A 14440-nucleotide genomic window follows, 5' to 3' on the forward strand; every position below is an offset into this window, starting at 1 on the left:
GAAAGGAATTAAGATGGATAGTGTAGATGGCCTGTTACCCATAGGGTTTGGTCTTGTATGTATATTTTTAATTAACTTTTTTGTGGTTGCAAAGTTCTCCTTTGCTCGTCTTCGTAAAGAGCATGTAGAGGATATGGATATCCTCTTGGAAAAGGATCGAGAGTTTTTATTAAGGCTCTATCAAAACCCTGAGTATTTCTTGAATACGACTCAGTTTTTGATTTTATTCTTTATCTTAGCCCTTGCAGGAACAGGTACCTATGTATTTGATAATATCGTAGATCAACTTGTGGCGGTATTTAATCTACATAGCACATGGATGCACTTTGTACTAGATATACTTTTATTGCTATTTATTAGCTTAATTGTTCTTATCTTTGGTGAAATCGTACCTAAAGCATTAGGCTTATCCTTCCCAACAAAGTACGTAAATACATATTGCCGTATCGTAGTAGCAGCTGGTCGCTTGGTATATCCGTTCATTTGGATTGCAAGCAAAATCTCCACTGTTATTTTGGGCTTTTACAAAACAAAATATTTAACAGAGCTAGACCTAGTATACTCTGAAGAAGAAATCCGTATGATGATTTCTCGAAGTCATGAAGAAGGTCAACTAGACCAAGTGGAATCTGAGTTGATCGACAATGTATTTAACTTTGTAGACCGTAGAGCCAAAGAGGTTATGGTACCTCGTCAAGATGTGGACTGTATTTTCGTTGAAGACGGTTACGATGAAGCGATGAAATTTATTCGTTCTAAAGCACATACCCGTTATCCTCTATGTGTAGAGGATAAGGATCATATAATCGGTCTTGTTCATATTAAGGACCTCATGGAACGTCCTAATCAAGCGCGTAAGGATTTGCGTAATGTAAAACGAGATATTTTAACTGTGCCAGAGGTAATGAAATTATCTACATTGCTACAATACATGAGAACTCGTCGTATTTATCAAGCTGTTGTTGTAGATGAGTACGGTGGTATGGTTGGTCTCGTAGGGCTTGAAGATATTATTGAAGAGCTCGTTGGCGATATTCAAGACGAACATGAACCACACTTACCAGCTAAAATTGCTTATGCAGATGGATCCTTCGAGTTTGATGGTAAGGTCCTCGTAGATGAAGTGGAAGAAATGATGGATGTTGAAATCGACGATTCTGACTCTGATACAATCGGGGGCTATGTATTTGGTCTCTTAGAACGGACGCCAATCGTTGGTGATACTGTGGATGCATTGGGATATACCTTTGAAGTAACACAAATGCAAGGGTATCGCGTTTCTCGTATTAAAGTAACACCTTTACCTGTAGAGGAAGTAGCGGAAGAAGAACATGAAGAAGCTTAATGGTGGTTTTAACACACCTGCCATCGTCATCAGTCGAAAAAAATATAAGCTATACTCCGTATTTACTTTTATCACACCTAGCTTAGGGCTTATTCGTGCATCCATACCGCATAAGCGTATGATGACCATGCGTAACAGTTCCTATTTACGTCCCTTTAGTGCCATGTATATCACAGTGGTACCTGATGGTGAATATGTAAATGTGACGCAAATTGATGGTTCCTATGTGGTAGAATCGTTAGACCTAAATTTAGATAATATTGCTTACGCTGCAGTAGCGAGTGAGCTCATCCAAGAACTATTTGCTATGTATGATGTAGATCGCAAGGTGTTTGATACTGTTGTAAACTATTCTAAGCAAATTCGTCGCCGCAATGTACAGCTCGGAACGATAATGCTTGGGTGGCAATTGCTGTCCTTAGCGGGGGTTGTGCCAAGTGCTAATGCTTTTTCACATCAAGATGGTATTGAACCATTCTGGATGCAGGTTAAAGAAACAACAAATCTTAGCATTTCTCGTTCTGTGAAAGCTGGATTACCTCAAATTCTCGCTTATCAGTGGGGCGAAGACACGCCTATAGAACTTCCAAAAATAATTTGGAAGGAACTTGAAAAGCTACTATTTGCATACTGCGAGCAAGAAATCGGTAAACCATTACAAAGCGTTAAGTTTTTAAATTCCATAATTTAATAATAGTAAAAGGCAGTTTGAGAAATCAAACTGCCTTTTATTGGAATATATATTATGAGGTACTATATGGATAAAATATTTTCTTCGTTACCTGTAGAAAAAATAAATGAAGATAAAACTTTAGATTTACAAGAAATTCAACAAATATACGATTTCCTTTTAACTAATGACTATTATATATTTTCTGATTATGGGTTAGTAAATAAGTTATTTCAAACTATGGTCTTGAACAATCGTTGGGATCCTAAGATAGCACTTAGATACTTTGAATACTTATGTTTTCTAAGTTGGGAATATGAAGCTATCATTCTTAGAGATCTTTTATTAGATAATCATATTAGCCTAGCTGGGGAATTTTGTTTAGATACAGAATTAGTAAAAGATGGACTAAGTTATTTTAGAGATGATGCTATTTGGAGGGGTAAAGATTATTATAGTGACACTATTCCGGCATGTATGTCTAAATGGGCCATTTATTATGATGAACAAGATCAAAGGTTTCATAAAGTGAAACCGTCAATGATAGAAAATATTGTTATTGAGGTAATTGACGCTGAAAAAGGTATTTATATGATTGAAAAAAGATAATGCAAATAGACAAATGTACATCTGTAATTGACACTTTTGATAACAATTATTTATAATATAACAATGTTATATTATATGTTTTTATAGGAGGTCATTATGCAGCTTTTGGGAAATCTCAAAATACATTTTCTAGCGCTCGTACTAACCGTAGTCGCTGAATTTATAGGCATAAAAAAACTAGGTCCTGTTGTATTATTGCCATTATTGTACACATTGATTCTAGGTTTATTAATTTCTATTCCTAAATTTAAAATTCTTACTATTAAACAGATGGAAAAATCTGCAGATTATATCGGTATTGCCGTTATGATCTTGATGGTAAAAGTAGGTTTAGGTATTGGTCCAAATCTTGGTATTCTTACAAGTGCAGGCTGGGCATTGTTATTACAAGAGCTTGGTCATTTCTTTGGTACTATTGTATTCGGTTTACCTGTAGCTTTGTTAGTAGGTATGCGTCGCGAAGCAGTAGGTGCATGTTACTCTGTAGACCGTGAACCGAATGTAGCGATTATTATCGACAAATTCGGTTTTAGCTCTCCAGAGGGCCGTGGTGTTATGGGCATGTACATCTGTGGCGTTCTTATTGGCGCAATGTGGTCCTCCGTATTGGCAGGTATGCTGGCACAATCTGGTTGGTTCCATCCATTGGCATTGGCTATGGGTGCTGGTGTAGGTAGTGCTAGTATGATGGCTGCCGCTACAGCTCCAATCATTGCAGTATATCCAGATTATGAACAACAAATTATGGCTCTTGCTGGGGCAGCAAACTTATTAACTACTGTTCTAGGCGTATACTTTGGTCTATTTGTTTCTTTACCTGTTATGGAAAAAACATACAATTTCTTTACAGGTCGTACCCGTGAACAAGATTTAGCAGAGGAGGCAGCACATCATGAGTAAAAGCGAAAAATTAACACAATTTGTCATCGTTATCTGTATTGCTGCTATCATCACTGCAGTAGGTAATGTAATGGATGGCAAACATCTATTTAGCGATAGTTTAGTTGGCGTAGCTATCTTGGCAGTCCTTGCTACAATTGGCGCTTTGATTTCTAACTTGCCATATGCTAATAAATTGCCTATGGTATTCTGGGTATCTTTAGTTGGTGTTATTGCATCCTTACCAGGTATGCCTGGCCAAGAATGGATTATTGCTAAAACTAGTCAAGTTACATTCCTTGCTACAACAACACCTGTACTTGCTTATGCAGGTTTATCCTTAGGTAAAGACCTAGGTGCATTCCGCCGCTTATCTTGGCGTATTATTCCTGTTGCACTAGCTGTAACAGCAGGTACTTTCATCTGTGCAACAGCATTAGCACAAGTAGTACTTCATTTAGAAGGTTTAATTTAATACTAAATCATAATGTTAGATGTCTTAATTATGTTAAGATATACATATAGATTTATATTTTCATAAGATATCTATACATTAGGATTCAATGATCGACCGTATTTTATACGGTCGATTTTATAAAGGAGATATTATGAGCCGTATGACAAAGGAAGAAGTTAAAGAACGTGTTTGTAAAGCAATTGTTGATGCACAACCACGTTTACGAGAATTAGCAGAATCTATTATGGCTGAACCTGAATTAGGTTTTAAAGAGGTAAAAACATCTAAAAAGGTTCAAGCTATGTTTGATGAACTTGGCATTTTTTATACTACAGGCCATGCACTGACAGGTGTAAAAGGTAGAATGAAAGGCCGAGATAGTAAATATACGGTTGCCATGGTTGGGGAATTAGATGCCATTCTGTGTCCTCGCCATCCTCGTGCTGATGATTTAACAGGGGCTGCCCATTGCTGTGGTCATAATGTACAAATTACTAATATGTTTGCTGTAGCTATAGGCTTACAAGCGGTGATGGACGAATTAGCAGGCGATGTTGTACTATTTGCCGTTCCGGCAGAGGAAATGATTGAAATTGATTACCGCAATAAATTGCGTGAACAAGGAAAACTCAAGTATATGGGCGGTAAACAACAGCTCATCTATGAAGGTGCTTTCGACGATATCGATATGGCTATGCAAATGCATGTGGAGACTGCCAAAACTCCAGCTGGTGAAATGGGGCTAGGTAGCACCTCTAATGGTTTTGTATCTAAGCTGATTGAATATCACGGCAAGGTAGCTCATGCGGCTCAAGCACCTCATGAAGGCATCAATGCTCTTAATGCTGCTTTGATGGGTGTTATGGGGGTTAACTCCATTCGTGAAACTTTCAAAGAAAGCGATTATTTCAGATTCCATCCCATCATTAATCAAGGGGGTACATTGGTAAATTGTGTGCCTGATTATGTTCAAGTTGAAAGCTATGTGCGTGCCTCTAATATTGAAGCTATTGTAGATGGTAACCATCGTGTTAACAGGGCATTAAAAGCCGGTGGTGATGCAGTAGGGGCTACATGTATTATCAATGACCTACCAGGCTATTTACCGATGCGTAATGATGAACGTATGAATGCTCTATTACGAGAAAATTCAAACCCTATCTTTGGTGAAGCCAATGTATACCAAGGCCCACATATTACAGCTAGTACAGACATGGGGGACGTATCTCACTTGATGCCGGTTATCCATCCATGGGTTGGCTGTATCAGTGGTGTACTACACAGCGCAGAATACGAAATCTCTGTACCTGATGTAGCTTACATTAAAACAGCACAAGCCTTGGCTATGACAATCGTAGACTTATTATATGATGATGCAGCAGGCGCTAAAGATGTATTAGACAACTTTACACCAGTATTAAATAAAGAAACTTATATTGAACTCTTAGATCGTATTGCTAAGGGGGAATAAAATAAACCACCTATCGAAGATGAATTGATTATCTTTGGTAGGTGGTTTAAAATTTTATTAAACAGTTTTTGAAAAAGTCACTAATTGTTAACTAATAGAAAGTATAGCTTTATGTATAGCAATTTATTCCATTCAGATGCGACACTGTATATAGTTATTGGTTTACTACTATCTAACTATATGTTAATTAAAAATCAACGTAATAATCTCAAAAAATTTATCATTGTTTTTTTATTTAGTAATATATGGGGAGGAGTAAATCTTTATTCTATGTATGAGCATATTAATGGTATTGAAAAAATCAATACATTATGCACATTACTCCTTATTTTGGCTGGTGAATATATATTTTATTATCGTTATAAGAAAGGAACATTGGAAGGAGTATCTAAAATATATTTTGATATAAATAATTCTTTATCTATTATTATAATTGTTTCTTTTAGTATTATTGGAATAGTTTTTCTACTCTGGGAACTATTGAAGTGAATATTATGAAAAAATTATTTTTCTATGCATTTGCATTATTTTCATTGACTTCAATTATATATGGAATGGCGTATGATTATATGAACGGTGCTGAAATTCACTATGATTTTTTTGGTGCTGGATTTGTTAGTTGGTTAATATTCTTTGGTATATTGAAAGCAATTTTAAATATATAAATAATATTAATTCAAAATTTGAGGTTTGGTTAAATGATATAGCTAGTATTTAATTTGATCTTTTTGATTCTATTATTCTCTATTATGGGAAAAATAATATATGACTATATTAAAGGCCATAATATAGAATATAAATCTTATAGCCTTACTTTTGTATGCTGGCTTGTTATTTTTGCTTTATTAAAATTAGTTTTTGAGCTGTAAGCCTTGAAAAAAATATTTCAACAGGTGAAGAAGTAAAAATGAGGTGTAATAGAATCAATGAAATTAATATATTATTTTGCTACTATATCCTTGTTTTTAGCATTTGCCTATAGTGTAACTCAATATATCCGAAGATCCAATAAGGACATAAATGAAAAATATAGACTGATTAGTTTGGGTATATTTTTATTTGTGCTTTTTACAGATTTAAAGTTCTTAGATACCTTAAATAAAGAATTTAAGTACCTAATTGAGTTTTTATTGTTATCATTTAGTACATACATGTTTTCACTAATTTTTAAAAATAGTGATAATAAATGGACTTATTATTTATTTTCTCTATTTACTATATTGTTATTTTTAATGGCTATTTTATTCTCAATCTAACTTTATATTAATCAAACATGGGTTATTAGTGTATTTATATATTGTGTATATTAAAAATATAATAAGATTGATTGTATGATGAGGACATTAGTATGACTTTTATAATTAAAGAAATTGGATAATCATATATGAATGTAAAAATTGTTAAGTTATTAAATTTAATAAGGTTTAGAATAATTGGAACAATTTTTTTAGCAATTACTATAACAGGTAATGCTATTGAGGCGACTGCACCGAATGTAGACTATAGGTTTATTATCCCTATATTAGTTATGGGTGGCGTGTTATTAACACCATTAATTCGTGGACGTCGTATTGTTAAGCGTATATATAGAAGAGGGATAAATCAGTATAATTCGAGATTAATTGTATATATATTATTTATTTTAGGGTTTCACAATAAATTAGTTGGTATACCTATAGCGAAAAAGAGTATTTATGGTTGGTTATTTTTGGGATTTTGGGTTATAGGTTCTATTATTACTTTTGTATGGATGTATTCAAATAATGTTCCTATATGGATATTATGCATTTCTATGATTATAGCTATTTATAAAATACTAAAGTCATTATATAGTTAGGGTTTTGTCAATTTATTTGAATAGAACATTCTATATTTTAATATGATTTAACATGACTGTTATTTTATAAAAGAGTTATTTAAAGCTAGTTAGGAGATAAGTCTGCTAAATGATAAATAAGTTTGATTATACTTTTGGAGTAGTATTATTTATTTTGGTTTGGGATCTTCGTGCGTATTATAAAAATGTATTACAACGGAATTTAACTCGTAAGCAGCAAGAATGGGTAAATAAAATGCGATACCCACATTTATATAAATTTACAAATTTAGTAAGTATAGTGGCTGGAATTGTTTTTTTAATATTCTATATGTTCTTTAATTTTGGATATGCTTATTTTTATCCATTAGGTGCAGTCCTAGTAATTCATTTTTTTAAAGATTTCATTAGAAATATCCAGAAAAAGGAATCTAGTACATATAAAGATGGACGTAATGAAAATTATATATACATAGTTGGAATTATTTTTATCTTATGGATAATATTTCATTAATTTAATAATGCTATTAAATTAAACTTTTATTCTATGGTTGTAATATCTCCTTAGAAAGCAGACGAATGGAAAAACAAATAGTAAATATATTTTTACTTTTAGGTTTTAATTATTATATGATTAAATCTTGGGGTACACGGAAGGTTACAATTTTAACACTAATTGGCAACTATTTCTTAATCAGTATTTTAATAGAATCGTATTTTGGGTTACCTAAATTCATTGAGGACTTTAATGCACTATTTATGCTTGGAATAGGTATGGTAGGTACTTATATCTTATGGCGTAAAAATAAAGCTGGAACACTAACTGAGTATGAAAAAAGAGGATGGATTCTGACTCGTACTTTCTTAGCATTATTTGTCTTATCTGTATTAGTAGGTGTATTAGTTTTTTTGTTTATGAAGTATATTTATGGGATATATATCTAGAACTAGGTTTATTGCTTTTAATAGTTCTAGTCAGACAATTATATATTCTGAAAGATTGACATTCTTCCCCCTGTATTGCTACAATATTGTGTATAATATATGCGATGAAGCAGAGTAGTAAACCTCTCTAGCGAGTGAGGATGGTGCAAGCTCACATTTGGTTGAAGGCGCTGTAGAGCATTGGCAGGAACGCAGGCATCTGTTAGTAAAGGCCAACATAGAAAAAAGAGGGCGCAAGCCAAATAGGGTGGAACCGCGGGTATACTCGTCCCTGTAACGTTTTTCGTTACAGGGACTTTTTTGTTTGTAACGAAATGGTTGATTTTATGTCGGTTGTGTAAAGTGGAGGCAGCAATGACATTTCAAGAGATTATTTTAAATCTACAAAAATTCTGGAGCGATCAAGGTTGTATCGTTCAAAATCCATATGACATCGAAAAGGGTGCAGGTACAATGAATCCTGCAACATTCTTGCATGCTATTGGTCCTGAACCATGGGCGGTATGTTATGTAGAGCCTTCTCGTCGTCCAGCAGACGGTCGTTATGGTGATAACCCTAATCGTTTGTTCCAACATCATCAGTTCCAAGTTATCGTGAAACCATCTCCAGATAATATCCAAGAATTATATTTACAATCCTTGGCAACTCTTGGTATTCACGCTGAAGATCACGACATTCGTTTCGTAGAGGATAACTGGGAATCTCCAACATTGGGCGCTTGGGGCCTTGGTTGGGAAGTATGGCTTGACGGTATGGAAGTAACGCAGTTTACATATTTCCAACAAGTTGGTTCCATCGACTGTAAACCAGTGTCTGTAGAGATTACATACGGTTTAGAACGTTTGGCTATGTACATTCAAGGCGTAGAAAACGTATATGATCTTAAATGGAATGAAAACGTTACATACGGTGACGTTTGGCATGCTAACGAAGTTGAACAATCTGTATATAACTTTGAATTAGCAGATACAGATATGCTCTTCAAATTATTTGATATGTATGAAGCAGAGGCAAAACGCGTTTGCGAAGCAGGTTATGTATTACCAGCTTACGACTATGTATTGAAATGTTCCCACACATTCAACTTGCTTGATTCCCGTGGTGCTATTTCTATCAGTGAACGTACTGCTTTCATCGGTCGCGTACGTGCATTAGCTCGTATTTGTGCACAACAATACCTTGCTAAACGCGAAGAATTAGGTTTCCCACTTTTGAAAGGAGATAAATAAGATGGCAAAGGATTTATTATTTGAAATCGGTGCAGAAGAAATTCCTGCCGGCTTTATGCCAAATATCTTAGGTCAATTGAAAACATTGGCTGAAACAAAATTAAATGATGCCCATCTTCCTTTTGAAAGCATCGCAACCTACGGTACACCACGTCGTTTGGCTCTTATCGTGAAAGGTCTTGCTGATGCATCTGCTGAGATCAGCGAACGTCATAAAGGTCCTTCTGCATCCATCGCCTATGATGCTGACGGCAATGCTACAAAAGCAGCTATCGGCTTTGCTCGTGGTAAAGGTCTTGATGTAGCCGATCTCGTTGTAGAAGACGGTTATATCTATGCTGAAACTAAAACTGCCGGCGTACCTGCAAAAGATATCATTACCGACATGTTGCCACAATTGATTACAGGTCTTAACTTCCCTAAATCCATGCATTGGGGCAATTTAGATGCTAAGTTTGTACGTCCAGTACGTTGGCTTGTAGCATTACTTGATGAAGAAGTAATTCCTGTAGAATTTGCTACTGTAAAATCTGGTAATGTAACACGTGGTCATCGCTTCTTAGGGGCTGATGAAATCACTATCAAAAATGCAGCATCTTATGTAGATACATTAAAAGAAAACTTTGTTATGGTTGATCAAGACGCACGTCGTGAATTAATCTCCAAACAATTACATGATATTGCAGCTTCTAAAAACGCATCCATCGTTTGGGATGATGATTTGTTAGAAGAAATTAACTATCTTGTTGAATGGCCTACAGCATTGTGTGGTGGTTTTGAAGAGTCCTACTTGGCACTTCCTGATGCAGCCATCATTACACCAATGAAAGACCATCAACGTTACTTCCCATTGATTGACCAAGACGGCAAATTGTTGCCAATGTTCTTAACAGTGCGCAATGGTTCTGACCATTCCATCGAAGTAGTTCAAGCTGGTAATGAACGCGTATTGCGCGCTCGTCTTGATGATGCTAAATTCTTCTTTAACGAAGATCGCAAGAAACCTCTTATCGACCGTCAAGATGGTTTGACTAAAATCGTATTCCAAGAAGGTCTTGGTAACTTAGCAGATAAAACTGAACGTTTACTTAAATTGGGCCGTGTATTTGGCGAAGAATGTGGCTTGCACGAAGATGCAGCTGTTGTATTGGAACGTGCTACAGAGCTTGCTAAAACTGACCTTACTACAGGTATGGTTACAGAGTTCACAGAATTACAAGGTGTAATGGGTAAAGAGTACGCTTTACTTGATGGTGAATCTCCTGAGGTAGCAGAAGCTATTTTCGAACAATATTTACCACGTTTTGCAGGTGATGTATTGCCTCAAACTGAAGCAGGTAAAGTATTGTCCATCATCGATAAAGTAGATAATATCGTAGCTACTTTCAGCCGTGGATTAATTCCTACAGGCTCTCAAGATCCATATGCATTGCGCCGTCAAACAATTGGTATCTTGAACATCTTGCTTGGTAGCGAATGGAATATTAGCTTGCGCCCAATCTTCAAAGCATCTATGGAATTACTTAATGTACCAGCTGAAAAACAAGAGGAATTGCTTGGCCAAGTAGAAGAGTTCTTCACACTTCGTTTGAAAAATATCTTCCTTGATCGCGAAGTTCCTCATCATGTAATCGACTTGTTGTTGTCCAACAATGAATTGTCCGTTGCTGATGCAGAAGGTCTTGTAAACGCATTGTTAGCAAATCGCATCGATGAAAATGTTGAGCTTGTTCAAGCTTATACTCGTATGTACAATCTTGTAAAAGATGTAGAATATACAGGCGTTAATAGCGACTTGTTGAAAGAAGATGCTGAAAAAGCATTATTCGAAGCTGCTTCTAAAGCATCTGAAGCAAGTCTTGCTGCATGGGAAGCTAATGATTATGCTGCAGTTGTAGCAGTTCCAGCTACTTTGGTTCCAGCCATCAACAAATTCTTTGAAGATGTAATGGTTATGGATAAAGATGAAGCTATTAAAGCTAACCGTTTACAACTTGTTCGCTTAGCGTACAACGTAATGGCTATTATCGGCGATATTAGTGCATTAAAATAATATATTTTGTATTAGATACATTAAACTTTTACAGAAATATATGAAAGAAGAGGTACCATTTGGTACCTCTTTTTGCTTTTACGAAGAATATACATATTTTATGCAGGAATTTTTGAGATCATGGCGAATATCTTATAATATACAAAGTTGTATGAGGAGATAAATGTCATGAATCATGATGAATTATATAAAGCCTTATGTAAGGTGCCAAACGGCAAAGAAAAGTCTCGTGATAAAATAATTATAGAATTATATATGCGATCTCAAGGAGCATCTCAAAAACAATTAGTAGATGCTCTTAATATGCGTCCCGCTACAGTATCGGAGCAGACGGATATACTCATTGAATTAGGGTATGTCACAAAGCATATTGATTATATGGATAAACGAATTTCTGTAGTAGGACTTACTGAAGAGGGGAAACGACTAGGTAAATCATTACTACATTCGTATGATCAATTTCTTAATGTACTATTTTCTGATTTTTCTGATGATGAAAAAGATGATTTATACCGCTTGTTAGGTAAGTTAAAGCGCCCAATCTTAAGTAAATAATTAGTTTCTCAAAATTATATAGAAAATACTTGCGAACAGTACGTGATTTATGATACTATATTGCTGTTAATTTGAGACAGTCCGCTGCCTATAAGGTGTAGGTATTGAATGTCTGCAAACAGGAGGAAACAATGAACATTATTAACGTACTTGAACAAGAACAACTTCGTACAGACATCCCTACTTTCCGCGCTGGTGACACAGTTCGCGTACACGTAAAAGTAGTGGAAGGTTCTCGTGAACGTATCCAAGTATTCGAAGGTTTGGTAATTAAACGTCAAAACGGTGGCGTACGTGAAACTTTCACAGTTCGTCGTATTGCATCCGGTGTAGGTGTAGAACGTACATTCCCACTTCACAGCCCACGCTTAGCTAAAATCGAAGTTATGCGCCGTGGTGTTGTTCGTCGTGCTAAATTGTACTACTTACGTAACCTTACTGGTAAAGCTGCTCGTATTCGCGAAAAACGCTAATGTTCATAAAAGGCTGCCGTCGGCAGCCTTTTATTTTTGCTAAAATTTAGATGTAGAAAGGAAATACTATGGCAGATTCACCTATCGTACATTGGTTCCCTGGACATATGGCGAAAGCCACACGTATGATTACGGAGTATATCAAAAAGGTAGACGTAGTTATCGAGTTACTCGATGCGCGTATTCCTCGTTCTAGTGCCAATCCTGTAATCACTGAACTGGTTGGTCAGAAACCGCATATCGTATTGTTAAATAAAGTTGATTTAGCAGATCCTAAAGCCACAAAGGAATGGACTGAATTCTTTACTAAACAAGGTATCACTGTATTGGCTATCGATTCTAAGTCTGGCAAGGGTAATAAGAAATTAATATCTACTGTAGAACGTTTGAGCAAGCCTATCATTGATCGTTGGGTAGCTAAAGGCATTCGTAGTCGTTCTGTACGTACTATTATTTTAGGTATTCCTAATGTGGGTAAATCTACGTTGATTAACTCCTTAGCTGGTTCTGCAGCAACGCGTACAGCTAATAAGGCTGGTCATACCCGTGGTCAACAATGGGTTAAAATCGGTAAAAATCTTGAATTGCTTGATACACCAGGTGTATTATGGCCTAAACTAGAAGACCAACGCGCAGCGGCTCGTCTTGCTATGACTGGTGCCGTTTCTGATGATGTGTATGATTTAGAGCATGTCATTAAACAATTAATTAATCACTTATTGATGAATACACCAAAGATTTTGGTGGAACGATATAAATTAAAAGAAGAAGAGATGACGGATGTAGATACGATTCTTGAAAGTATCGGCCGTCGTCGTGGTTGTCTCGTAAGTGGTGGCATAGTAGATTTTGATAAAGCACGCCGCATCATCTTGCAAGATTATCGTAATACTAAACTTGGTACAATTACACTCGACAAAGTAGATGAAGAACCATATTATCCTGAAGATGGTGAGGAAACACAAAATGGATAAGGATGTTTTTTCTAAATTAAAGGTTGCAGAAATAAAGGCTCTCTTTGAAACTGAACAAGCCTTAGAAATTTTGCCATTGGCTCAAGAGGACGATCGTAGCTCTGTACAAAAATTGGCCGCTTCTTATATTAAACGTCAAGAAAAAGAGTTAAAAGAACAGCAACGTCTCATGGGTATGTATGACTATGAAGGCATGTTCTATGATCAAGGGATATATCATGTGGCTGGTGTTGATGAGGTAGGCCGTGGTCCTATTGCAGGGCCTGTGACGGTAGCTGCCGTTATTTTGCCGCCTATGACATTAATTCCAGGCCTTAATGACTCTAAAAAGCTAACAGAAGAAAAGCGTGAGGCCCTCTATAATATCATTATGGACGAAGCTGTAGCCGTAAGCTGCATTTCCTACGGCCCAGAAAAGATTGATGAGCTAAATATCTATGAAGCAACGCGACAAGCGATGTATGAGGCGATTCGTACGCTCAGCGTTCCAGCAGAAGCAGTAGTGGCTGATGCTATGAAATTGCCTGATTTGACGATTCCCGTTGAATCTATTATTAAGGGCGATAGTAAAAGCGCCAATATTGCTGCCGCATCAATCATTGCAAAGGTTACGCGAGATCGATATATGAAGAGCCTCGATGAAGAATACCCTGGTTATGGATTCGGCATTCATAAAGGCTATTATACGGAGTTACACAAAGAAGCTGTTGAACAACAAGGTGTAACACCACTTCATCGTAAGAGCTTTGAACCCATTAAATCTATCGTACGTTGGGTTAAACCTGAGTAATTATATTAACGTAAATTTATCATACAAATTGTATATAGTTTATAACCGTAAAGAGGTTCCTATTGGTCACCGATGTGACTATTAGGAACCTCTTTTGTATTTACTTTTATAGTCTCCATATTCTACGCTACAAGTAAGTGTTACCTGTTGAAAGTTTAGATGTAGATTGAGTA

The 14440-nt window shown here is 35.9% G+C and carries 17 protein-coding genes; all 17 read left to right on the forward strand.

The window, feature by feature from the left end:
- Positions 1 to 13: 13 nt before the first annotated feature.
- The 17 genes from QZR70_RS00080 to QZR70_RS00160 all read left to right on the forward strand — a co-directional run bounded on the left by QZR70_RS00080 (position 14) and on the right by QZR70_RS00160 (position 14267).
- Positions 14 to 1345: a hemolysin family protein gene (locus QZR70_RS00080; RefSeq protein WP_295231552.1), complete on the forward strand. Its 1332-nt coding sequence runs from the start codon at positions 14 to 16 to the stop codon at positions 1343 to 1345.
- Positions 1332 to 2036: a DNA repair protein RecO gene (locus QZR70_RS00085; RefSeq protein WP_295231526.1), complete on the forward strand. Its 705-nt coding sequence runs from the start codon at positions 1332 to 1334 to the stop codon at positions 2034 to 2036. The genes QZR70_RS00080 and QZR70_RS00085 overlap by 14 nt, the downstream gene beginning before the upstream one ends.
- A gap of 66 nt (positions 2037 to 2102) precedes the next feature.
- Positions 2103 to 2624 (forward strand): hypothetical protein, encoded by a 522-nt coding sequence (locus QZR70_RS00090; protein WP_295792175.1) that lies wholly within the window; start codon positions 2103 to 2105, stop codon positions 2622 to 2624.
- Between the two features lie 96 nt (positions 2625 to 2720).
- Positions 2721 to 3524, forward strand: a complete 804-nt coding sequence (locus QZR70_RS00095) for a DUF3100 domain-containing protein (RefSeq protein ID WP_012864410.1) — start codon at positions 2721 to 2723, stop codon at positions 3522 to 3524.
- Positions 3517 to 3978 carry a hypothetical protein gene (locus tag QZR70_RS00100; protein WP_004697493.1) on the forward strand — a complete coding sequence of 154 codons (462 nt, stop codon included), beginning with the start codon at positions 3517 to 3519 and terminating at the stop codon, positions 3976 to 3978. Before QZR70_RS00095 ends, QZR70_RS00100 begins: the two co-directional genes overlap by 8 nt.
- Before the next feature lie 133 nt (positions 3979 to 4111).
- On the forward strand, positions 4112 to 5431 hold the full coding sequence (locus tag QZR70_RS00105; protein WP_295792184.1) for an amidohydrolase: 1320 nt from the start codon (positions 4112 to 4114) through the stop codon (positions 5429 to 5431).
- A 180-nt stretch (positions 5432 to 5611) separates the two neighbouring features.
- Positions 5612 to 5920, forward strand: a complete 309-nt coding sequence (locus QZR70_RS00110; protein ID WP_295792187.1) for a hypothetical protein — start codon at positions 5612 to 5614, stop codon at positions 5918 to 5920.
- Between the two features lie 5 nt (positions 5921 to 5925).
- Positions 5926 to 6096 carry a hypothetical protein gene (locus tag QZR70_RS00115; protein ID WP_295792190.1) on the forward strand — a complete coding sequence of 57 codons (171 nt, stop codon included), beginning with the start codon at positions 5926 to 5928 and terminating at the stop codon, positions 6094 to 6096.
- A 719-nt stretch (positions 6097 to 6815) separates the two neighbouring features.
- Positions 6816 to 7268, forward strand: a complete 453-nt coding sequence (locus QZR70_RS00120; protein WP_295792193.1) for a hypothetical protein — start codon at positions 6816 to 6818, stop codon at positions 7266 to 7268.
- 109 nt (positions 7269 to 7377) lie between these two features.
- Positions 7378 to 7761, forward strand: coding sequence for a hypothetical protein (locus tag QZR70_RS00125; protein ID WP_295792195.1), 384 nt, complete (start codon positions 7378 to 7380; stop codon positions 7759 to 7761).
- Between the two features lie 65 nt (positions 7762 to 7826).
- Entirely contained in the window at positions 7827 to 8192 is a 366-nt protein-coding gene (locus QZR70_RS00130) for a hypothetical protein (protein WP_229025241.1), read from the forward strand.
- A gap of 354 nt (positions 8193 to 8546) precedes the next feature.
- A complete protein-coding gene (gene glyQ / locus QZR70_RS00135) occupies positions 8547 to 9422 on the forward strand; it encodes a glycine--tRNA ligase subunit alpha (protein ID WP_039969172.1) in 876 nt (291 codons plus the stop codon).
- Position 9423: 1 nt separating this feature from the next.
- Positions 9424 to 11475: a glycine--tRNA ligase subunit beta gene (gene glyS / locus QZR70_RS00140; RefSeq protein WP_295792198.1), complete on the forward strand. Its 2052-nt coding sequence runs from the start codon at positions 9424 to 9426 to the stop codon at positions 11473 to 11475.
- A gap of 168 nt (positions 11476 to 11643) precedes the next feature.
- Positions 11644 to 12030 carry a MarR family winged helix-turn-helix transcriptional regulator gene (locus QZR70_RS00145; RefSeq protein WP_119206700.1) on the forward strand — a complete coding sequence of 129 codons (387 nt, stop codon included), beginning with the start codon at positions 11644 to 11646 and terminating at the stop codon, positions 12028 to 12030.
- A gap of 131 nt (positions 12031 to 12161) precedes the next feature.
- Complete coding sequence (rplS, locus tag QZR70_RS00150) at positions 12162 to 12503, forward strand: 50S ribosomal protein L19 (RefSeq protein ID WP_005377523.1); 342 nt, start codon at positions 12162 to 12164, stop codon at positions 12501 to 12503.
- 68 nt (positions 12504 to 12571) lie between these two features.
- Complete coding sequence (gene ylqF, locus QZR70_RS00155) at positions 12572 to 13477, forward strand: ribosome biogenesis GTPase YlqF (protein WP_295792203.1); 906 nt, start codon at positions 12572 to 12574, stop codon at positions 13475 to 13477.
- Positions 13470 to 14267, forward strand: coding sequence for a ribonuclease HII (locus tag QZR70_RS00160; protein WP_295792207.1), 798 nt, complete (start codon positions 13470 to 13472; stop codon positions 14265 to 14267). Before ylqF ends, QZR70_RS00160 begins: the two co-directional genes overlap by 8 nt.
- Positions 14268 to 14440: the final 173 nt, after the last annotated feature.

It is taken from the genome of uncultured Veillonella sp. (assembly GCF_900545205.1).
Taxonomy (GTDB): domain Bacteria; phylum Bacillota; class Negativicutes; order Veillonellales; family Veillonellaceae; genus Veillonella.

What these genes read in the sequence shown, in the direction of transcription:
- QZR70_RS00105 (WP_295792184.1), top strand. Translation starts at nt 4,112, where the DNA reads ATGAGCCGTATGACAAAGGAAGAAGTTAAAGAACGTGTTTGTAAAGCA.
- QZR70_RS00090 (WP_295792175.1), top strand. Translation starts at nt 2,103, where the DNA reads ATGGATAAAATATTTTCTTCGTTACCTGTAGAAAAAATAAATGAAGAT.
- rplS (WP_005377523.1), top strand. Translation starts at nt 12,162, where the DNA reads ATGAACATTATTAACGTACTTGAACAAGAACAACTTCGTACAGACATC.
- glyS (WP_295792198.1), top strand. Translation starts at nt 9,424, where the DNA reads ATGGCAAAGGATTTATTATTTGAAATCGGTGCAGAAGAAATTCCTGCC.
- QZR70_RS00130 (WP_229025241.1), top strand. Translation starts at nt 7,827, where the DNA reads ATGGAAAAACAAATAGTAAATATATTTTTACTTTTAGGTTTTAATTAT.
- QZR70_RS00125 (WP_295792195.1), top strand. Translation starts at nt 7,378, where the DNA reads ATGATAAATAAGTTTGATTATACTTTTGGAGTAGTATTATTTATTTTG.
- QZR70_RS00095 (WP_012864410.1), top strand. Translation starts at nt 2,721, where the DNA reads ATGCAGCTTTTGGGAAATCTCAAAATACATTTTCTAGCGCTCGTACTA.
- QZR70_RS00110 (WP_295792187.1), top strand. Translation starts at nt 5,612, where the DNA reads ATGTTAATTAAAAATCAACGTAATAATCTCAAAAAATTTATCATTGTT.
- QZR70_RS00120 (WP_295792193.1), top strand. Translation starts at nt 6,816, where the DNA reads ATGAATGTAAAAATTGTTAAGTTATTAAATTTAATAAGGTTTAGAATA.
- QZR70_RS00160 (WP_295792207.1), top strand. Translation starts at nt 13,470, where the DNA reads ATGGATAAGGATGTTTTTTCTAAATTAAAGGTTGCAGAAATAAAGGCT.
- QZR70_RS00080 (WP_295231552.1), top strand. Translation starts at nt 14, where the DNA reads ATGGATAGTGTAGATGGCCTGTTACCCATAGGGTTTGGTCTTGTATGT.
- QZR70_RS00145 (WP_119206700.1), top strand. Translation starts at nt 11,644, where the DNA reads ATGAATCATGATGAATTATATAAAGCCTTATGTAAGGTGCCAAACGGC.
- QZR70_RS00100 (WP_004697493.1), top strand. Translation starts at nt 3,517, where the DNA reads ATGAGTAAAAGCGAAAAATTAACACAATTTGTCATCGTTATCTGTATT.
- QZR70_RS00085 (WP_295231526.1), top strand. Translation starts at nt 1,332, where the DNA reads ATGAAGAAGCTTAATGGTGGTTTTAACACACCTGCCATCGTCATCAGT.
- ylqF (WP_295792203.1), top strand. Translation starts at nt 12,572, where the DNA reads ATGGCAGATTCACCTATCGTACATTGGTTCCCTGGACATATGGCGAAA.
- QZR70_RS00115 (WP_295792190.1), top strand. Translation starts at nt 5,926, where the DNA reads ATGAAAAAATTATTTTTCTATGCATTTGCATTATTTTCATTGACTTCA.
- glyQ (WP_039969172.1), top strand. Translation starts at nt 8,547, where the DNA reads ATGACATTTCAAGAGATTATTTTAAATCTACAAAAATTCTGGAGCGAT.